The sequence below is a fragment of the Streptococcus sp. 2579 genome, from assembly GCF_013277195.1.
Lineage (GTDB): Bacteria > Bacillota > Bacilli > Lactobacillales > Streptococcaceae > Streptococcus.
In genome coordinates this window covers 25,582-47,711 of the sequence record NZ_VMMM01000020.1, presented here as the reverse complement: position 1 = coordinate 47,711, position 22,130 = coordinate 25,582, and the positions used below count along the sequence as shown (strand labels likewise).

The 22,130-nt window shown below is 41.4% G+C and carries 12 protein-coding genes and 1 pseudogene; 8 read left to right on the top strand and 5 right to left on the bottom strand.

Annotation, left to right across the window (positions count from 1 at the left end):
* Nucleotides 1–205 precede the first annotated feature (205 nt).
* From HT725_RS10295 to HT725_RS08775, 5 genes and pseudogenes are all read right to left on the bottom strand, one after another.
* Nucleotides 206–1,682, bottom strand: a pseudogene (locus tag HT725_RS10295) (IS66 family transposase).
* Entirely contained in the window at nt 1,657–1,863 is a 207-nt protein-coding gene (locus tag HT725_RS08790) for a transposase (protein WP_101514840.1), read from the bottom strand. Before HT725_RS08790 ends, HT725_RS10295 begins: the two are co-directional and overlap by 26 nt.
* Nucleotides 1,863–2,267 carry an IS66 family insertion sequence element accessory protein TnpB gene (gene tnpB / locus HT725_RS08785; RefSeq protein ID WP_240147151.1) on the bottom strand — a complete coding sequence of 135 codons (405 nt, stop codon included), beginning with the start codon at nt 2,265–2,267 and terminating at the stop codon, nt 1,863–1,865. The genes HT725_RS08790 and tnpB overlap by 1 nt, the downstream gene beginning before the upstream one ends.
* On the bottom strand, nt 2,248–2,433 hold the full coding sequence (locus HT725_RS08780; RefSeq protein ID WP_173218616.1) for a hypothetical protein: 186 nt from the start codon (nt 2,431–2,433) through the stop codon (nt 2,248–2,250). Before HT725_RS08780 ends, tnpB begins: the two co-directional genes overlap by 20 nt.
* Nucleotides 2,434–2,528: 95 nt before the next feature.
* On the bottom strand, nt 2,529–4,625 hold the full coding sequence (locus HT725_RS08775; RefSeq protein WP_173218606.1) for a GH92 family glycosyl hydrolase: 2,097 nt from the start codon (nt 4,623–4,625) through the stop codon (nt 2,529–2,531).
* Between the two features lie 170 nt (nt 4,626–4,795).
* Here HT725_RS08775 and HT725_RS08770 point away from each other — a divergent pair, with 170 nt between their 5' ends.
* The 8 genes from HT725_RS08770 (at nt 4,796) to HT725_RS08735 (ending at nt 22,120) form a co-directional block, all read left to right on the top strand.
* Nucleotides 4,796–6,076, top strand: a complete 1,281-nt coding sequence (locus tag HT725_RS08770) for a glycoside hydrolase family 125 protein (protein ID WP_173218608.1) — start codon at nt 4,796–4,798, stop codon at nt 6,074–6,076.
* 97 nt (nt 6,077–6,173) lie between these two features.
* Nucleotides 6,174–8,819: an alpha-mannosidase gene (locus HT725_RS08765; RefSeq protein WP_173253429.1), complete on the top strand. Its 2,646-nt coding sequence runs from the start codon at nt 6,174–6,176 to the stop codon at nt 8,817–8,819.
* 83 nt (nt 8,820–8,902) lie between these two features.
* Nucleotides 8,903–9,772: an ROK family protein gene (locus HT725_RS08760; protein ID WP_173253431.1), complete on the top strand. Its 870-nt coding sequence runs from the start codon at nt 8,903–8,905 to the stop codon at nt 9,770–9,772.
* On the top strand, nt 9,766–11,646 hold the full coding sequence (locus HT725_RS08755; protein WP_173253428.1) for a beta-N-acetylhexosaminidase: 1,881 nt from the start codon (nt 9,766–9,768) through the stop codon (nt 11,644–11,646). Before HT725_RS08760 ends, HT725_RS08755 begins: the two co-directional genes overlap by 7 nt.
* A 226-nt stretch (nt 11,647–11,872) precedes the next feature.
* Complete coding sequence (locus tag HT725_RS08750) at nt 11,873–17,767, top strand: DUF1542 domain-containing protein (RefSeq protein ID WP_173253427.1); 5,895 nt, start codon at nt 11,873–11,875, stop codon at nt 17,765–17,767.
* 818 nt (nt 17,768–18,585) lie between these two features.
* A complete protein-coding gene (locus HT725_RS08745) occupies nt 18,586–19,515 on the top strand; it encodes a sugar ABC transporter permease (protein ID WP_007284784.1) in 930 nt (309 codons plus the stop codon).
* A gap of 13 nt (nt 19,516–19,528) precedes the next feature.
* On the top strand, nt 19,529–20,452 hold the full coding sequence (locus HT725_RS08740; RefSeq protein ID WP_000818348.1) for a carbohydrate ABC transporter permease: 924 nt from the start codon (nt 19,529–19,531) through the stop codon (nt 20,450–20,452).
* A 189-nt stretch (nt 20,453–20,641) separates the two neighbouring features.
* Complete coding sequence (locus HT725_RS08735) at nt 20,642–22,120, top strand: ABC transporter substrate-binding protein (RefSeq protein WP_173253426.1); 1,479 nt, start codon at nt 20,642–20,644, stop codon at nt 22,118–22,120.
* The last annotated feature ends 10 nt before the right edge of the window (nt 22,121–22,130 follow it).

Genomic DNA, 22,130 nt, shown 5'->3' with positions numbered 1-22,130 from the left:
AATGTTGGAAAAACTCAATTTGAGGTGAACATTCAGAAAATCTTTCTCTGATAAAACGCATAATATCAAGCTTTTTAAGGCAAGGTATTATGCGTTTTTATCATTTTGAAACTTTTTCTTCCGTAACGTAACCGCCCAATAACGAAGTCTATTGAAAAATCTCCAGACTAGAGAACTCACGGATAGTTCCTAATCTGGAGATTTCTTATTTGCACTTTTCTTGTACAACTTTAGTCCATGGTAAATAAGCCTCTAAAACCTCTTTGTTTACGAGAGTTTCCTCGTTTGGAAGACATTCTAGAAGATAGGATAGATATTTCTCACTATTTAGTTGATGACGTTTAGCTATTTCCAATAAGCTCATAATAATAGCTCTTGCTTTAGCTCCTTCAAAACTTTGAGAAAACAACCACCCTCGCTTTTTTAAACTGAGCTCAGGCTAAAAGAGTCCACTGGACTCTTTTACTCCGTCCCATAACCAATGATTTAATGGCGCGTTCAGCTAGATTATTGGAAAGGACCAGATGTCCGTCTTTCAAAATGGCCTTAAAGGTTTCTTCATACTTGAGACTGTATTCAATTGCCCTTCCTAGTTTTGAACCAGGTAAAACTGACTGACGCCGACACCAAGCAAAGAAGTCTTCCATTAGGGGTTGGAGCTCTTCTTGACGTTTCTGTAGTCGTTCATCAGCTGGCAAAACCTCCCAGTCTCTTTCCAAGGCAAATAACTGGTCACAATAAGCTAAACCTTTAGCTCCTAAGGATGACTTATCTGCTTGCTTGGGGGTGGATTCAAAAAACTTCCTTCTCACATGCGCCCAACATCCAACAAGTTCAGCTTCTTCCAGTTGACGATAAGCTTCTAGCGGTTCGCAGTTTACCAAGCTTAGCGTCGCCTTGCTCCTAAACCTTGGACTGCTATCCCATAGGCAGAACTAGAGGACTAAAGTCCTAAGTTACTGCCGTAACATGTCACAATGCACATATCCAGAATAATCTCCTAGGAATTCTTGTACTACTGAACCACTTCGACGCTGATCATGGTGGTACAGCGTGATTCCTTGCTTCTCAGCTTTCCCAGACAAAAAAGTCCAATAGTAGGTCAGATGGCTATCACTCTCTAGCACCCTATAAGAAGTTTCATCCGCATGAAGTAAGGGCTGAGTCAATAGTCTCTCTCGCAAGAGGTTATAGAGGGGCTCCAAATAGTATTGACTCGCCTTGATATGCCAATTAGAGATTTCCTTACGTGTGATTGGTAAACCCATCTTAGCCCAATCTTCTTCTTGGCGATAATTGGGGACCTTCAGATTAAACTTCTGATGGATGGTGTGAGCGATAATAGAAGCTGAGCCAAGGCTATGCGCCAAAGGGGCTTTAGGGATAGGAGCTTTCACAATTTTATCACTCGGATTTTTCTCACTGCATGCTTGGCACTTATAAGCGTGTTGGGTATGATCTATTCGTTTTAATTGCGCAGGAATAAAGACTAATTCTTGTCCTTGAAAACTCGCTCCAATCTCTTTTAGCTCTCCCTGACAGTCAGGGCAAATGCAGTCCTCTAAGCGATGATGAACTTCTTCTGAATCAAATTGGGCAAGAAGAGCTTGACGTTTCCCTTTAGCTTTCTTACGTTTATAGGTGATTTCTTCTCTTTCAACTGGGAACCTCTCCATCTTCATCAGATGAAGCTTCCTCCTCAAAAAGGCTGACTTGTCCAGATGGACAAACACTTTTCTCAGAGGATTTTCCATAGAGCTTTTGCGTTAGATAAGCCACTTGTTCACGCAGAAGGGTAAGTTCATTGGTGAGACTATCAATTGTAGCACTCTGTTGTTGAATGATTTTTAATAAGTCTTTCATCATCTTCCCTCTCTGTTTTCTAACTTTATTATACTAAAAAGAAAGTCCTCATTTAAATAGAAATCACGACTTTCTGATGAATTTATTTGGGGAGTGATAGAAAAGCCCTTCATAAGCCAATCTACTTGTTCAGGCGTGAGAGCTTTGACATCCTTTTCTGTACTTGGCCAAGTCAGTTTACCATTCTCAAAGCGTTTATAAAGTAGCCAAAATCTTTGACCATCCCAGTAAAGGGCTTTAAAGCGGTCTTTACGTCCACCACAAAAGAGAAAGACTTGATCTGAGAAAGGATCCAATTCAAAGTTGGTTTTAACGAGATAAGCCAGTGAATCAATGCCTTGTCTCATATCCGTTTTCCCACATACGAGATAGACCTGCCCTAGGCTAGATAGATGAATTGTCATAAAGCAACACCTTATCCAAAAGCCGTTCTACCATTTCGAGATTGAGAGATTGAAAAAAACTTAGTTCAAGCTTGCCAATACGAACTTTAAGCAGAATATCATTTCTCTTTTTAGAATAAAAAGGACGAGATTGTGGAATCTCTACAGGAACAATAGGCTGTGGTATTACAATATCCTCCAATAGTTTTACTTTACGAATAGTATACAGGAGGTCTTCCATGAATGATAGATACCTTGTTATGACGCGCTTACTTTTGTATTTCAGGAAGTGAACGGCTGACTTGGTAACCAGCTGAGGGTAAAGGTTAACTGCTCAACTTTTAGGAGATCTTGGTGTTGAATAGTTGATACTAGTTTTTTGTCCAGTCGGCATTCTTTGACAAAGTTGAAGTGGCTGTGGTTTTGCTCCGTATGAATATCTAGCCATTTATTTTCTTTAGCAAGGTAGATACGGAGATGGTCAAAGAGAGGGATTCCGAGATCATAGATTGATTTTCCTGGACAGGTCGGATAAAATCCGAGAGCTGACCAGATGTACCAAGCAGAGAGACTACCATTGTCTTCATCGCCAGGATAGGCTTGCCAGCTTGGATGAAAGGCTTTCTGACGGAGTGTCTTGATAAGAAGGGCAGTATAGTCAGGGTAGTTACTGTAGCGGAAGAGATAAGGAATGTGGAAGCTAGGCTGGTTGGAAATAGCTATTTGTCCAAAAGGAGCAGTAGCCATTTCGCTCATTTCGTGAATCTCGTAACCATAGCCTGTTGTCTCAAAGAGGGGAGCATCTTGACAGGCTTTCAAAAGATAGTTGCTGAAGGCTTCTTTTCCACCCATAAGTTGGATTAAGTCTGGGATGTCGTGGAGGACGCCTAAAGTCGCTTGAATGGCAGAGCATTCGGCATAATCACGTCCCCAACTATAAGGAGAGAAGTCAGGGCGGAAGTTGCCTTGCTTGTCTCGCGCTCGCATGTAACCTGTCTCAGCATCAAATAGATGGCGGTAATTTTGTGAAGCAGTCCTATAGGTTTCCGCGATGTCATTCTGACCAAGTTTTTTGGCACAGCTGGCGATACAAAAGTCACTATAGGCATAGTCTAGGGTATGACTGACACTTTCGTGGTTGTCGGTAGAGAGGTAGCCTAGTTCTTGGTATTGGGCTAGTCCGTGGCGACCATTGATGCCGAGAGGGTCGAACTTGCTGGCTGTTTCAAGCATGGCTTGAAGGAGTTCTTCTTCCAAGTTGGGAGCCATGTCCTTGCAGGCGCTATCTGCGATAATGCCGTCTAAAAGAGTACCCGGCATCATGCCACGTTCATCTGGAGCCAACCACTTTGGAAGGTAACCAGTATCGCGGTAGCTATTGAGAAATCCTTCTAAAAAGCGACGATAGTGTTCCGGTATGATAAGGGCAAAGAGGGGGAAGGTGGTGCGGAAGGTATCCCAGAAACCATTGTTGCTGAAGAGAACCCCGGGCTTGACAGTACCAGTAGCCAGATCCATGTGGATGGCTTGCCTTGACTCATCAACCTCATAAAAAGTCTGTGGGAAGAGGAAGAGTCTGTAGAGGCAGTGGTCAAAGAAGGTTCGGTCAGCCTCTCCTGTCTCTATAACGTCAAAACGATGGAGGAGATTTTCCCAGTCCGCTTGGGCATTTGTTTTACAGTTATCAAAATCGTCTGGAGGTAGATTAAGAACAGCTTGAGAGTGAGAGATGAAAGAAGTGGCTAGCTGAATTTCAGCATGACTACTTGCTAAGTCAATTCGCCAGTCCCCACCTTCTTGGCTGATAGCAAGAACATCCGTATTCATTTGCAGGGCAGTGAACATCGTTAGTGGATTTTTGTTGGTTTCAGTTTTTCCTTCTTGTCGTAGGGCAAGATTCCTCTTATCTACTTGCTCCACGGTCAGTTCATCTGCTGCGTGAAGATAGAGGGAGAGGGCTTTGCCTTGCTTTTGCTCCAAACGAATAGAAGCACCGTAGCAAGTCGGTGTGAGCTGGGTTTCAATCTGATAGCGCAGGGAGAAAATTTTCAGATAATGAGGTTGGAAAGAGGCCTTATCCATATCATAGGAAGACTGACGATGGAAGAGGCTGTCTCCACCTAGCTGGCCTGTGACAGGAGTCAGGAGGAGCCAAGAGTAGTCCCCAATCCAAGGACTGGGCTGGTGGGTTAGTCGAATCCCCTGAAAGATAGGCAGATGCGGATCGAAAAACCAAGAGCCCTCCTGGTCACTGGTCTGGGGTACAAAGTAATTCATCCCAAAAGGCACGCCTGTGTATGGCAGGGTATTTCCCCGAGAAAAGGCATGCTTGCTGGCAGTTCCAAATCGGGTATTGATGCTTTCAAGTAGTGGTTTCATAGTCTTTCCTTTAGCTGTTTTTCTACATTATATCAGAAAAAGATAGCCTTTAGAAAAGGAGTTTCAAAGATAACTATTTTGTAGAAAAATGACTATCATTTGTGTATGTATTTTCTGTCTCAAAAGCTATATACTGAAAATGAAACTTGTTTGAAAGAGGATACTGCACGATGATTTATTCAAAAGAAATTGTTAGAGAATGGCTAGGTGAAGTAGCAGAACGTGCTAAGGACCATCCAGAGTGGGTGGATGTTTTCGAGCGTTGCTACACCGACACCTTGGACAATACAGTTGAAATCCTAGAAGATGGTTCAACCTTTGTGCTCACAGGAGATATTCCTGCTATGTGGCTTCGGGATTCGACAGCTCAACTCAGACCCTACCTGCATGTGGCTAAAAGAGATTCGCTCCTGCGTCAGACCATTGCAGGTTTGGTCAAACGTCAGATGACCTTGGTACTCAAGGATCCTTATGCCAATTCCTTCAACATTGAGGAAAACTGGAAGGGGCACCATGAGACTGACCACACAGACCTTAATGGCTGGATTTGGGAACGCAAGTATGAGGTGGACTCGCTTTGCTATCCTTTGCAGTTGGCTTATCTCCTCTGGAAAGAGACTGGCGAGACTAGTCAGTTTGATGAGACTTTTGTCGCAGCGACTAAGGAAATTCTCCATCTTTGGACGGTGGAACAAGACCACAAGAACTCTCCTTATCGTTTTGTCCGAGATACGGACCGCAAGGAAGACACCTTGGTAAATGATGGCTTTGGACCTGATTTTGCAGTGACAGGCATGACCTGGTCAGCCTTTCGTCCGAGTGATGATTGCTGTCAGTATAGTTACTTGATTCCGTCAAATATGTTTGCTGTAGTAGTCTTGGGTTATGTGCAAGAAATCTTTGCAGCATTAAACCTAGCTGATAGCCAGAGTGTTATCACTGATGCTAAGCGCCTCCAGTCTGAAATCCAAGAAGGTATCGAAAACTATGCTTACACCACCAACAGCAAGGGCGAAAAGATTTATGCCTTTGAAGTGGATGGTCTAGGAAATGCTAGCATCATGGATGATCCAAACGTACCAAGTCTGCTGGCTGCACCTTATCTGGGCTACTGCGATGTCAACGATAAAGTGTATCAAGCAACTCGTCGTACCATTCTGAGCCCTGAAAATCCCTACTTCTACCAAGGAGAATACGCTAGTGGTCTCGGAAGTTCTCATACCTTCTATCGCTATATCTGGCCAATCGCCCTTTCTATCCAAGGCTTGACAACAAGAGATAAGGCAGAGAAAAAATTCTTGCTGGATCAGCTGGTTGCTTGCGATGGTGGTACAGGTGTTATGCACGAAAGCTTCCACGTGGATGACCCAACTCTCTACTCTCGTGAATGGTTCTCTTGGGCCAACATGATGTTCTGTGAGTTGGTCTTGGATTACTTGGATATTCGCTAAGGAGCGCGCTTTCGCTCAACCGATTCTTGTCAGAATCACAAATTTACATTTAAAACGTTAACAATAAAAATTTAAATTTAGAATGAGGTTTTACTTCATGGAAAATGTTGTTGTACATATTATCTCACATAGTCACTGGGATCGTGAGTGGTACTTGCCTTTTGAAAGCCACCGTATGCAGTTGGTGGAATTGTTTGACAATCTTTTTGATCTCTTTGAAAATGATCCTGAGTTCAAGAGTTTCCATTTAGATGGACAAACTATTGTCCTTGATGACTACTTGGAGATTCGTCCTGAAAATCGCGACAAAGTCCAACGGTACATTGACAAAGGAAAATTGAAAATTGGTCCTTTTTACATCTTGCAAGATGACTACTTGATTTCAAGTGAAGCCAATGTCCGTAATACATTGATTGGTCAAGCAGAATGTGCAAAATGGGGCAAATCAACCCAGATTGGTTACTTCCCAGATACCTTTGGAAATATGGGGCAAGCACCTCAAATCCTTCAAAAATCAGGGATTCACGTAGCAGCCTTTGGGCGTGGTGTGAAGCCGATTGGATTTGACAACCAAGTCCTCGAAGATGAGCAGTTTACTTCCCAGTTTTCAGAAATGTACTGGCAGGGTGCGGACGGAAGTCGTGTCCTCGGTATCCTCTTTGCCAACTGGTACAGTAATGGGAATGAAATTCCAGTTGATAAAGATGAGGCCTTGACCTTCTGGAAACAAAAATTGTCAGATGTGCGTGCCTATGCTTCGACCAACCAATGGTTGATGATGAACGGATGTGACCACCAGCCTGTGCAGAAAAATCTGAGCGAAGCTATTCGTGTGGCAAATGAACTCTTCCCAGATGTAACCTTTGTTCATAGTTCTTTTGATGAATATGTTCAAGCCGTGGAAAGTGCCCTACCAGAGCAATTATCAACGGTTACAGGTGAGTTGACCAGTCAGGAAACAGATGGTTGGTACACACTTGCCAACACTTCTTCATCTCGTATTTATCTCAAACAAGCCTTCCAAGAAAATAGCAATCTCCTAGAGCAAGTAGTGGAGCCACTAACTATCATCACTGGTGGTCATAACCACAAGGACCAGTTGACCTATGCTTGGAAAACTCTTTTGCAGAACGCGCCCCATGATAGCATCTGTGGCTGTAGCGTGGACGAAGTTCACCGAGAGATGGAAACTCGTTTTGCCAAGGTCAACCAAGTAGGAAACTTTGTTAAGAGCAATCTTCTTAACGAATGGAAGGGTAAAATCGCTACGTCTAAGGCTCAAAGTGACTATCTCTTTACGGTTATTAACACAGGTTTGCATGATAAGGTTGATACTGTCAGCACAGTGATTGATGTTGCGACTTGTGATTTCAAGGAATTGCACCCAACAGAAGGATACAAGAAGATGGCTGCTCTTATCTTGCCAAGCTACCGTGTGGAGGACTTGGATGGGCGTCCTGTAGAGGCTAAAATCGAAGACCTCGGAGCTAATTTTGAGTACGATTTACCAAAAGATAAGTTCCGCCAAGCTCGTATTGCTCGTCAAGTGCGCGTGACCATTCCAGTTCACCTAGCGCCACTTTCTTGGACAACTTTCCAATTGCTGGAAGGAGAACAAGAACACCGTGAGGGTATTTACCAAAACGGAGTGATTGATACACCATTCGTAACGGTGAGTGTGGATGACAACATCACAGTTTATGACAAGACAACTCACGAAGCCTACGAAGATTTTATCCGCTTTGAAGATCGTGGGGACATCGGAAACGAGTATATCTATTTCCAACCAAAAGGAACAGAGCCAATCTATGCAGAATTAAAGGGCTACGAGGTCTTGGAAAACACAGCTCGCTACGCTAAGATTTTGCTCAAACATGAATTGACCGTGCCTGTCAGTGCAGATGAAAAGCTAGAAGAAGAGCAAAAAGGCATCATCGAGTTTATGAAGCGTGAAGCTGGACGTTCAGAAGAATTGACAAGCATTCCTCTTGAAACTGAGATGACTATCTTCGTTGATAATCCACAAATCCGTTGCAAGACTCGCTTTACCAACACTGCCAAAGATCATCGTATCCGTCTCTTGGTCAAGACTCACAACATGCGTCCAAGCAATGATTCTGAAAGCATCTATGAGGTGGTGACACGACCAAACAAACCAGCTGCTTCATGGGAAAATCCTGAAAATCCTCAACACCAACAAGCCTTTGTTAGTCTGTATGACGATGAAAAAGGTGTGACCGTATCCAACAAGGGATTGAATGAATACGAAATCCTTGGAGACGACACTATTGCCGTGACTATTTTGCGTACGTCAGGTGAGCTAGGTGACTGGGGTTACTTCCCAACACCAGAAGCACAATGCTTGCGTGAGTTTGAAGTCGAGTTTGCGCTTGAATGCCACCAGGCCCAAGAACGCTTCTCAGCCTATCGTCGTGCTAAAGCCTTGCAGACACCATTTACCAGCCTTCAACTTGCTAGACAAGAAGGAAGCGTGGCTGCGACTGGTAGCCTCTTGAGTCATGCGGCCCTCAGCTTACCGCAAATCTGTCCAACAGCCTTTAAGGTAGCTGAAAATGAAGAAGGCTATGTTCTTCGTTACTACAATATGTGTAGTGAAAATGTACGTGTACCAGAAAGTCAACATCTCTTCCTTGACCTACTTGAACGACCATACCCAGTTCATTTAGGACTATTGGCTCCACAAGAAATTCGTACAGAATTGATTAAAAAAGAAGAAATCTAATTTCAAAAAGTAAACATAAAAAGAAAGGAGGGGCGAAAAGGTAAGAACTAACTGCTGATTCGCCCCTTTTTATGGTAAAAACAATGACCATTGCAACGATTGATATCGGAGGGACTGGGATTAAGTTTGCCAGTCTGACTCCTGATGGGAAAATACTAGATAAGACAAGTATTTCAACGCCTGAAAACTTGGAGGATTTACTAGCGTGGCTAGATCAACGCTTGTCAGAACAGGATTACAGTGGGATTGCTATGAGCGTTCCAGGCGCGGTCAATCAAGAGACAGGTGTGATTGATGGCTTCAGTGCGGTGCCCTACATTCACGGCTTTTCTTGGTATGAGGCGCTTAGCTCTTATCAGATTCCTGTCCATCTGGAAAATGATGCCAACTGCGTTGGACTCAGTGAATTACTAGCTCATCCAGAGCTTGAAAATGCAGCCTGTGTCGTGATTGGGACAGGGATTGGCGGAGCCATGATGATCAATGGCAGACTGCACCGAGGTCGCCAAGGTCTGGGTGGAGAATTTGGCTACATGACAACTCTTGCTCCTGCTGAAAAGCTCAACAACTGGTCGCAACTAGCGTCAACTGGGAATATGGTACGATACGTGATTGAAAAATCTGGTCAGACTGATTGGGACGGTCGCAAGATTTACCAAGAGGCTGCAGCAGGAAATGCCCTTTGTCAAGAAGCCATTGAGCGCATGAACCGTAATCTGGCGCAAGGCTTGCTCAATATTCAGTATCTCATCGATCCAGATGTCATCAGTCTGGGAGGCTCTATCAGTCAAAATCCAGATTTTATTCAAGGTGTCAAGAAGGCTGTAGATGACTTTGTCGATACCTACGAAGAATACACGGTCGCACCAGTTATCCAAGCTTGCACCTATCATGCAGATGCCAATCTCTACGGTGCCCTTGTCAACTGGTTACAGGAGGAAAATCAATGGTAATTTTTACAGGACTTAGTTCCAAACAAACTCAGGCAATCGACTTGCTGACAAAGCATATTTCTTTACCAGATGTTGAGGTGTTAGTCACTCAGTCTGATCAAGCTTCTATCTCTATCAAGGGTGAGGATGGTCACTATCAATTGACCTACCGCAAACCTCACCAACTTTATCGTGCCTTGTCCTTGTTGGCAACAGCTCTAGTAGAAGGTGACAAGGTAGAGATTGAGGAACAAGCAGCTTACGAAGATTTAGCCTATATGGCTGACTGTTCGCGCAATGCGGTGCTGAATGTCGCTTCTGCCAAGCAGATGATTGAACTCTTAGCTCTCATGGGCTATTCAACCTTTGAACTTTACATGGAAGACACTTACCAGATTGAGGGGCAGCCTTACTTTGGCTATTTCCGTGGAGCTTATTCAGCAGAGGAATTACAGGAAATCGAAGCCTATGCCCAGCAGTTTGACATGACTTTTGTGCCTTGTATCCAGACCTTGGCCCACTTGTCAGCCTTCGTCAAATGGGGTGTCAAAGAAGTCCAGGAGCTTCGTGATGTGGAGGATATTCTTCTCATTGGCGAAGAAAAGGTTTATAACCTGATTGATGGCATGTTTGCTACTCTATCTAAACTACAAACTCGCAAGGTCAATATCGGGATGGACGAAGCCCACTTGGTTGGCTTGGGACGTTATTTGATATTGAACGGTGTGGTGGATCGTAGTCTCCTAATGTGTCAACACTTGGAGCGCGTGCTGGATATTGCTGACAAATATGGTTTTCACTGCCAGATGTGGAGCGATATGTTCTTTAAACTTATGTCAGCGGATGGCCAGTACGACCGTGATGTGGAAATTCCAGAGGAAACTCGTGTCTACCTAGACCGTCTCAAAGACCGTGTGACTCTGGTTTACTGGGACTATTATCAGGATAGCGAGGAAAAATACAATCGCAATTTCCGCAACCACCACAAGATTAGCCATGATCTTGCCTTCGCAGGAGGTGCTTGGAAGTGGATTGGATTTACACCTCACAACCATTTTAGCCGTCTAGTGGCTATCGAGGCTAATAAAGCCTGCCGTGCCAATCAGATTAAAGAAGTCATCGTAACTGGTTGGGGAGACAATGGTGGTGAAACTGCCCAGTTTTCTATTCTCCCAAGCTTGCAAATTTGGGCCGAACTAAGCTATCGCAATGACCTAGACCGTTTGTCTGCTCACTTTCAGACCAATACTGGTCTATCGGTTGAAGATTTTATGCAGATTGACCTTGCCAACCTCTTGCCAGACCTGCCAGATAATCTCAGTGGTATCAATCCCAACCGCTATGTCTTTTATCAGGATGTTCTCTGTCCGATTCTTGATCAACACATGATACCTGAACAGGACAAACCACACTTTGCTCAGGCAGCTGAGACCCTTGCTGAAATCAAAGAAAAAGCTGGTGCTTACTCTTACCTCTTTGAAACTCAGGCTCAGTTGAACCAGATTTTAAGTAGCAAAGTCGATGTGGGACGGCGCATTCGTCAAGCCTATCAAGCAGATGATAAAGAAAGTCTGCAAGAAATCGCAAGACAAGAATTACCAGAACTCAGAATCCAAATTGAAGACTTCCATGCCCTCTTTAGCCATCAATGGTTGAAGGAAAACAAGGTCTTTGGTTTGGATACAGTTGACATCCGTATGGGCGGACTCTTGCAACGCATCAAGCGAGCAGAAAGCCGCATCGAGGCTTATCTGGCTGGTCAGCTTGACCGCATCGACGAACTAGAAGTGGAAATCCTGCCATTTAACGACTTCTACGCAGACAAGGGCTTCGTAGCCACAACAGCCAACCAATGGCATACCATTGCGACAGCTTCGACGATTTATACAACCTAAAACAAGAACACCTTGCCTGGTGCAGGGTGTTTCGCGTGAAACAGAAGAATTGGATAAGATGCATGATACCAAGCTTAGTTCATAACATTTGATTTATAAAACAAAAAAGAGTATAATGAGTTATGCCAGTCTAAAATATGCATAAATATTTTAGGGGGGGGGGCTTTTTATTTGTCCTTCCATTATATATTAACCGATAATTATCGGAAAAGGAGCAAAATGATATATGTTTTATAAAGGTAATGAAGATAGAGAAAAACGCTTGCGGTTTTCGATTCGTAAGGTTAGTTTTGGTGCTGCTAGTGTTGCAGTAGCAGCCTTGTTCATGTTTCCAGGAAATGGGACAGTGTCTGCCACAGAGCAAGGTGTAACCCCAACTAATGAGGGAAGACAAGGCTCACCACTGAAAGACCCAGATGTCCAGAATGGAACCTACGGGGCGACTCCAGTAGTCAGTCAGTTGGATGGAAATTCTGGTAGCAGTGAGACTACTGCTCCGGAAGGTCAAGAAGAAACAACTACTCCAACATCTACTGATGCAAGCGCACTATCAGTCGAATCACCTACTGTTTCAAAAGAGAAAGAAGAAACATCTACTACTGCCACTCCAGCGCCAGTAGTATCATCGACTGCTTCAGCAACAGAAAAAGCAGAAGAAAAAGCTACATCTGACTTGGATAAAAAACAGCTGGAAGATTACGTAGCAGAAATTGATGCTAAATTAGCCTCAGGTAGCTATGCGACTAAGACAGATGAAAGTGTTGCAACCCTTAAAGAACATTTAGAATTAGCAAAACTTGCCCTAACAACAGCCACAAGTCAAGAGGAGTTGACAAAAGCTTATAGAAGACTCTTTATGACAGCGAGCAGCGGTTTACGTAGTAAGCCTAAAGCGCAAGTGGAAAGTCCTAAACTAGATACCACAGAAGGAAAAGCGACTGTCGGTAAGAAAGCTAGCAATACTGAGAAAGCTACAGGAAGCAACTCTATCGCAAACTCAGGACAACATGATCCACGTAATAGACAAGCCCTAGATAGAAATAATCCATTCCGAACAGGTGAGACAACGACTGATACTGATCCAGCTGCGAACCAGACTTACACAGCACCAAGCGCTGATGCGAGTTTAGGTACATTAGTTAATGCGTTAAAAAATTTACCCGACGTAATTGAAAATAATGCAAAAGTAAAAGATATGAATACTCTTGGTGATGAGAAAAATGTAGCTCCTGGAACTGTAAAAGAAATAACTGAATTTGGTGGATGGAAAGCAGTAGGAGAAAATGGAAAATTTGCAATTGCAAAAGCTACTGATAAGGGAGTTTTCCCTCTTGAAACTATCAATATTCCAAATACAAATCAAGCCTGGATAGAGGAACAATCATTTGACAGAAATAGTAAATATATGCTTTTCCTTTCGAAAGTTAGAACAAAAGCCAATCAAAATGAAGAAGCTTTTGATGGAAAATCATACTTATCTTCAGGAGAAGGAGGACCGAATGGAGCAGTTGTTGCTAGGGGAACAAAATGGTTCGATGGGATTGAGAAAACATTTAAATCATATACTCCTGACACTGGAAGTAAAGTGAAAATTAAATTTAAAACAGGATATACTGGGATTGTAGAAGCGGGCTCAAGAAAGACACGTGCAAATTATAAAGTTACAGTTTTTAATACTACCGATGGAAAAAATGAACAAATTTACTCTGCAGAATTTGATCCAGGTGTAAGTAAATCAAATTCCGAGATGACAGTTGTAGCAGCTCAAAATGGTAGTGGCGGAGCAGTTCGTGTAGGAGGAACAACTGAAACTGCAAAAAATACGGCTCTAGAAACATTGTCGCAACCTAGATATAAGCCTGGTTCTGGAGGTACATTTGAAAGTAAGGATATTGTATTAGCACCTGGTGTAAAAACTTATAAAGTAGTTATTCGAGCGGCAAATGACGAATTGTTAGGTATGAGTTATCAATCTAGCTTTTTACAATATGCATTACCGATTACAGGGCTAGATTATACAATTAATCAAGAAACGAATGAAGTAGCAAAAAATTTATTACAACGTGTTTATAATAAATTGAAAGAAACAGAGGCTGCTGATACTAAAGGTAAGACAGAAACAACTATCAACGCTTATAAAGCTCAATTAGAAAATGTTAAAAATTTATTAGAAGGTGATTTAAAAGCTACTCAAGATTATAAAAATCTTGCAACTGCTGTATTAACAGATCAAGAAGCTCTAAGAACTGATAAATCAAAGTTGAATACATCAAATACTAATTTATTAGATTTAATAAATGAAAATCCAGATCCAAGAATCGGGAAGACACCAAATTCAAAAGTACCGTATGAGACTGCGAAACAAGCAGCAGAAGAAGCTCAAAGAGAAGCACAGGGAATATTGAGCCAAGAAAATCCAGATCCAGATGTAGTAGCTGCTGCTGTAAGTAAACTAAATGAAAAATTAGCAGAGTTAAAAGCAGCTAAAGCGGGATTAGTAGTAGCTGCGACTGATGCACAAAAATCAAAATTGGCAACAGATGTAGTAAAATTAGTAAAAGCAGACACAAAAGGAAAAACTCAAGATAGCATTGATGCGTATGAAATAAAATATAATGCATTAAAAGCAGAATTAGATACAGCAATAGAAGCAGCAAAAGCTGTAGCGAATGCTCAAGAAAATGCAAGCAAAGTGTCAGCGTTAGAGGCACAAGAAAAAGTTACAGAAGTAAAAGAAAAATTAGCAGAAGCAAAAGAATTACTAAAAGATAAAGGAGATGTAACAGAATTAAAAGTAGCTAAGAATGATTTAAATAATTATATTAATCAGCAATTAAATTTAAACGTAACCCAAGGAAAAACAACGTCTACAAAAAATGCTTATGATACTGCTAATCTAGCAGCACAAAAGTCGGTAAATGATGCCCAGTTGGTAATTGATAGTCAAAATTCAACAATTGAAGATGTCGCAAATGCATTAGCAGATGTGAACGCTAAGAAAACTGCGTTAGAGGCAGCCAAAAAAGCCTTGGCAGATAAAGTAACTGAAGAACAAAAAGCAGCGTTAGGAAATGTAGAAACAGACTTAGCAGTGTTAGGTGAAAATGACTTAGAAGGAAAAACACCAACAAGTAAACAAGCCTATACAGCAGAAGTAGAAAAGATTAAAACTGCGATAGAAGAAGTAAAACGTGAAGCAAAAGACCTTGTAGCTAATGCCGATGATAGAACACAAGAATCAGCAAAATTGGTACAAGCTAAAATTGAAGGGTTAAAAGCGAAGTTAGAAGCAGCTAAAGCGGGATTAGTAGAAAAAGCAAATAAAACAGAACTAACAGATGCCAAACAAGCTTTAGATGACCAAACAAAAGAAGCTGACCCAACAACAGGTAAAACAACTTCTACAAAAGCAGCGTATGAAGCGGCGAAACGTGCAGCACAAGAAGAAGTGAAAGCAGCCGCAATCGTGATTGCCAATGAAGACGCTACGACAAAAGAAGTGGCAGAAGCGTTGGCAAAAGTGAACGCTAAGAAAGCAGACCTTGAAAAAGCAAAAGCAGCCTTAGTAGATAAAATAACTCAAGACCAAAAAGATGAGTTAGCGAATGCTGATGAGGATCTTAAATTAGCAGACAAAACTGGTAAAACGAATGATAGTATCAAAGCTTATAATGATGAAGTTGGCAAACTAAGTGCAGAATTAGAAGCAGCGAAGCAAGCAGCTAAAGATTTATTAGCTAAAGGAGATAATGCTGGTGAATTAGAAGCTTACAGACTTCAAGCTAAGATTGACAAGTTGAAATCTAAACTAGCAACAGCAGCAAAACTTCTAAAAGATATTGATAAATCAGCTGTTAAGAAAGAAGTTGAAGAAGCTGCTAAGAATGCAACAGATACTATTGAAGCGAATGTAGATTTGCCAGCTGATAAAAAAGCAGAAGCGAAAGCAAAAATAGCCGACGAAGCAAATAAAGCAATTGCTAAGGAAGCAGCCAAAGCAGACTTAGAAGCAGCTCAAGCAATTAAAGAAAAAGTGATTGCTGGCAACGAGAAACTTTCTGATGACGAAAAACAAGCCGTTAAAGAACAAGTTCAGAATGTTGTAGATGAAGCTAAGAAAGCTATAGATGCTGCAACAGAGCAAGTAGCGGTAGATAATGCAAAAACAACTGGTAAAGAGGCTATAGATGCACTAAATCCAGTAGGAAAAGAAAAAGCATTAGATGAGATCCAAAAAGTAACAGAAGCTAAGTTAGAAGCAATTGATAAGAACGAGAAATTATCAGAAAAAGAAAAAATCAAAGCGAAAGCAGAAGTTGCAAAAGCTGCCATTGCTGTAGTGGAAGCTATCAATGAAGCAACAGATCAAGCAACAGTAGATGCCAAAGTGACGGAAGGTACTAAGGCTATCTCATCAGTTGCGGAAGTTGGAAAAGATCAGGCTAAGGCAGCAATAGACTCAGCCCTATCTGCTAAGGAAACTGCAATCGACGCCAACGATAAACTTTCAGACGCAGAAAAATCAGCAGCCAAAGCAGCAGCTAAGAAAGCCGCAGAAGATGTTAAGAAAGCTATTGAAGCAGCTACAACACAAGCAGAAGTAGATGCCAAAGTGACGGAAGGAAGCCAAGCTATCTCATCAGTTGCAGAAGTTGGAAAAGATCAGGCTAAGGCAGCAGTAGACTCAGCCCTATCTGCTAAGGAAACTGCAATTGACAGCAACGCTAAACTTTCAGAAGCAGAAAAATCAGCAGCCAAAGCAGTGGCTAAGAAAGCGGCAGAAGATGCTAAGAAAGCTATTGAATCAGCTACAATACAAGCAGAAGTAGATGAAGCTAAAACAACAGGAATAACAGCTATATCAGCATTAAATCCAGTAGGGAAAGAGAAAGCCCTAGCAGAAATTGATACAGCTTTAGCAGAAAAATCAAAAGTGATTGATGCAAGAACTGATTTATTGACAGCAGAAAAAACTACTGCCAAAAAAGCCGCAGAATCAGAAGCAGAAACAGCTAAGGATGCGATTCGTAAGGCAATGAGTCAAGACGATGTCGCTAAAGTAACAGAAGTTGGAAAAGCTAATATTGCAAAGATTGATCCAGTAGGTGCAAAAGCAGCATTTAAGAAAGCTGTTGAAGAAGTACTGGCAGATAAGCTGAAAGAAATCGATGCGAGAACAGATTTAACTTTGGAAGAAAAAGATAAGAAAAAAGAGTCGGTAAGAGAAGAAGCGGAAGCAGCTAATATTGCAATCGACAACTCCACAACCCAAGCAGAACTCGATAAAGTTCTCAGAACCTTCTTATACCAAGTTGATCAAGATGCACTTGTAGCTGATCTTCCAGAATTAAAACTAGAAGATGCCCTGAAAGCTTTAATCAATGGAGTAGTGAAAGTTGAACGCGGTACAGCCCTGTCCCAAGCAGATGTGTTAGCGAAATTAGATTTACCAGAAGAAATCTCAGTCCTCAATATGGTATTGCCTGATACGAATACTGTCGGCACTAAAGTTGCTACAGTGACATTAAGACTAGCGGATGGAAGTGTACAAAAACTTGAAGTTCCAGTTGAAGTGATTTCACAAAACAATCAAGATATGATACCTCCATATAATGGTGGAAACTACGGCCCTTCTGCCGATGACGGAATGACGAACACTCAAGCCAAAGTGAATAAATCCAAGTTAGAAAGTGCTATTCATCAGCTAGATGAGCTAATCATCCAAGAATCCTCTAAGCTTGATGCAGAAACTGCAAAAGAAGCGAATGCATTATCAGCAGATGCTAAGAAAGTATTTGCTAACGCAGACGCAAGTCAAGCAGAAGTAGATACAATGGTGAAACGTATTGAAGACTTCATGGCTAAAGTTTCTCCAGTAGCTGACCATGTAACTCCAGCTAATGACCAAGATGCTCAAACACCAGCTGTAGCTCCAGCTACTACTCAAGCAGCAAATGCCAACCAAGAAGCATCAGCACAAGCAAATGCGCCTAAAGCATCTAAAGAATTGCCAAATACAGGTACAGCAGATTCTACTGTAGCTATGGTAGCAGCTGCCGCAAGTGCCTTACTTGGTCTTGGTCTTGCAGGACGTCGTCGTAAAGAAGACGAAGAAGCTTAATTGGTAGATTGTTTGATAATTATCAGATGATAAGTCCGATTTTCAAAGCTGAAACAAGTACCTCTCATAAGAAAATCTCCTAGCAGGAAAGCCTGCTAGGAGATTTTTGCATGTCAGGAAGTGGACGGCAAACTGTAACCATTCAATAACGAGGTATATTGAAAAATTTTCAGACTCGAAAACTCACTGATAGTTACTAAGCTGGAGATTTCTTATTTGCACTTTTTATAGGGAGTCAGTCTCGGAGAAATCAGACACTATAATGAACTGAGTCTGGACTAGTACAATATCGCTTCTAAAACATTGTTATAAATTGATTTGGCCTTGCCTTATACTCAATGAAAATCNNTTGCAGATGGAAGCTGACGTAGTTTGAAGAGATTTTCGAAGAGTATTAGCTTTCTAAAAAAGTTGAGAAAATCAGTACCTTTATTTTTAGACAGAGCTCATGATGAGTTTTGAGAAAAAACGTTAAAAAGAGAAAAACCTCTATTGTCAAAAGTATAAGGAACTTGATAATAGGCCTTTTTTCTAAAAATAGTGGGCTTCATTGCTCCTAAAATTTAGTTTGAGAGACTAGCACAGGGTAACAGAGTGACGCCATCACGGGGCTAATAGAGATAAAATAAACAATTGATTTAGGACATTTGTTTGATAGTGGTGATAAAGTTTTAAATCTGCTACATAATTTGTGGAGTTTTTTCTATAATTAGGAGTTTAACCTAATCTGCAAATAGGAGTATACTAATAATGTAATCGTTATCAAAAGTCTAAAAAAGAATTTTTAGATGGATATCAAAATAAAAAGGGAGGAAATTATGAATAAGTTTTCAAAAACCTTGAGAGACAACTGGATCTTTCTCTTGATGGTTTTGCCAGGGGCACTCTGGTTGATTCTATTCTTCTACATTCCAGTATTTGGGAACGTGGTTGCCTTCAAAGACTACCACATGACCAGTAATGGTTTCATAGATAGTATCATAAATAGTAAATGGGTCGGACTCGATAATTTCAGATTCTTATTTAGTTCAAGAGACGCCTTTATTATCACACGAAATACGGTCCTCTACAATCTTGGCTTCATCTTTCTAGGTTTAGTTGTGTCTGTAGGGATTGCCATTATCCTCAGTGAACTCCGTTCCAAGAGAATGGTGAAGATTTTCCAAACTTCTATGTTGTTCCCTTACTTCTTGTCTTGGGTTATCATCAGTTTCTTTACAGATGCCTTCCTAAATATTGATAAAGGGGTGTTCAATCATTTATTGGAAAGTCTTGGTCTAAAAGAAGTCAACTTCTACGCTGATTTGGGAATCTGGCCTTATCTCCTACTTTTCCTAGGTATTTGGAAAGGTTTTGGATATAGCAGTGTCATGTACTATGCGACAATCATGGGAATTGATCCAACCTACTATGAAGCAGCGACAGTGGACGGAGCCAGCAAATGGCAGCGGATTCGCAATGTAACCATTCCGCAGTTGACACCATTGGTAACTGTATTGACCATCCTTGCAGTTGGAAATATCTTCCGTGCAGACTTCGGTCTTTTCTATCAAATCCCTCACAATGCTGGTCAGCTTTATAACGTAACCAACGTCTTGGACGTATATGTATATAATGGTTTGACCCAGACAGCGGACATCGGGATGGCTTCAGCAGCAGGTCTCTACCAATCAGTAGTCGGCTTGATTCTGGTGGTTCTATCAAACTTACTGGCAAGACGAGTTGATCCAAACTCAGCTTTGTTCTAGAAAGGAGGAGAATATGGCAGAAAAGAAAATTAAAAAAGAAAAAATTGATAATGTCGGCATTCACTCCTTCAGTAAGAAAGCAGATATCTTCTTCAGTATCATTTCGGGTTTGATTGCCCTCTCTTGTATCCTACCTTTTGTATTCGTTATCATTATTTCAGTGACAGACGAGAAAAGCCTCCTCCAATACGGCTACAGCTTCTTCCCATCCCAATTTGGATTAGACGGTTTTGAGTTTTTGGCACAGTTTAAGGATAAAATCTTACAAGCCCTCTTCATCTCAGTCTTTGTAACCGTAGTTGGGACATTTACAAATGTCTTTATCACAACAACCTATGCCTACGCTATTTCACGGACAACCTTTAAGTATCGCAGATTCTTTACCATCTTCGTTCTGCTCAGTATGTTGTTCAACGCTGGTTTGGTACCAGGTTATATCATGGTGACTCGTGTGCTTCAGCTTGGGGATACTGTTTGGGCCTTGATTGTTCCAATGCTTCTCTCACCATTTAACATCATCTTGATGCGTTCCTTCTTCAAGAAGACCATTCCAGAAGCCATTCTCGAATCGGCTCGTATCGATGGTGCCAGTGAGGCTCGGATTTTCTTCCAAATCTGTTTGCCATTGTCACTACCAGGTATCGCAACCATCACGCTTTTGACAGCACTTGGTTTCTGGAATGACTGGTTCAACGCCCTTCTTTACATCAAGAGTGACAACTTGTATCCATTGCAATATTTGCTCATGCAAATCCAACAAAATATGGACTACATTGCCAAAGCGGTCGGCTTGACTGGTCAACTGGGAGTTGCTCTACCGAAAGAAACAGGTCGTATGGCCATGGTTGTGGTTGCAACCCTTCCAATCGCGATTTTGTATCCATTCTTCCAACGCTACTTTGTAAAAGGTTTAACTATCGGTGGTGTGAAAGAATAGTGCTTATTGAGAAAGAACCTTTCTCAGTTCCCAACTTCCCTTGTGTGAAGTTAATACTCTTCGAAAATCTCTTCAAACCGCGTCAACGTCGCCTTGCCGTAGATATATGTTCCTGACTTCGTCAGTTTCATTGAGTATAAGATCATTACATTGTTTATAAGTTTAAAAATAAAAAAAGGAGTTTTTATCATGAAAAACTGGAAAAAATATGCTTTTGCATCTGCTAGTGTAGTCGCTTTGGCTGCAGGTCTTGCTGCTTGTGGAAATTTGACAGGTAACAGCAAAAAAGCTGCTGATTCAGGTGACAAACCTGTTATCAAAATGTACCAAATCGGTGACAAACCAGACAACTTGGATGAATTGTTAGCAAATGCCAACAAAATCATCGAAGAAAAAGTTGGTGCCAAATTGGATATCCAATACCTTGGCTGGGGTGACTATGGTAAGAAAATGTCAGTTATCACATCATCTGGTGAAAACTATGATATTGCCTTTGCAGATAACTACATTGTAAATGCTCAAAAAGGTGCTTACGCTGACTTGACAGAATTGTACAAAAAAGAAGGTAAAGACCTTTACAAAGCACTTGACCCAGCCTACATCAAGGGTAATACTGTAAATGGTAAGATTTACGCTGTTCCAGTTGCGGCCAACGTTGCATCATCTCAAAACTTTGCCTTCAACGGAACTCTCCTTGCCAAATATGGTATCGATATTTCAGGTGTTACTTCTTACGAAACTCTTGAGCCAGTCTTGAAACAAATCAAAGAAAAAGCTCCAGACGTAGTACCATTTGCAGCTACTAAGAACTTCATCCCTTCTGAGAACTTTGACTACCCAGTAGCAAACGGGCTTCCATTCGTTATTGACCTTGAAGGGGATACTACTAAGATTGTAAACCGTTATGACGTTCCTCGTTTCAAAGAACACTTGAAGACTCTTCACAAATTCTATGAAGCTGGATACATTCCAAAAGACGTAGCAACAAGCGATACTTCCTTTGACCTTCAACAAGATACTTGGTTCGTTCGTGAAGAAACAGTAGGACCAGCTGACTACGGTAACAGCTTGCTTTCACGTGTTGCTAACAAAGATATCCAAATCAAATCATTCACTAACTTCATTAAGAAAAACCAAACAACACAAGTTGCTAACTTTGTCATCTCAAACAACTCTAAGAACAAAGAAAAATCAATGGAAGTGTTGAACCTCTTGAATACGAACCCAGAACTCTTGAACGGCCTTGTTTACGGCCCAGAAGGCAAGAACTGGGAAAAAATTGAAGGTAAAGAAAACCGTGTTCGCGTTCTTGATGGCTACAAAGGAAACACTCACATGGGTGGATGGAACACTGGTAACAACTGGATCCTTTACATCAACGAAAACGTTACAGATCAACAAATTGCAGATTCTAAGAAAGAATTGGCAGAAGCTAAAGAATCTCCAGCGCTTGGATTTATCTTTAACACTGACAATGTGAAATCTGAAATCTCAGCTATTTCTAACACAATGCAACAATTTGATACAGCTATCAACACTGGTACTGTAGACCCAGATAAAGCGATTCCAGAATTGATGGAAAAATTGAAATCTGAAGGTGCCTACGAAAAAGTATTGAACGAAATGCAAAAACAATACGATGAATTCTTGAAAAACAAAAAATCATAAGATCAATTGA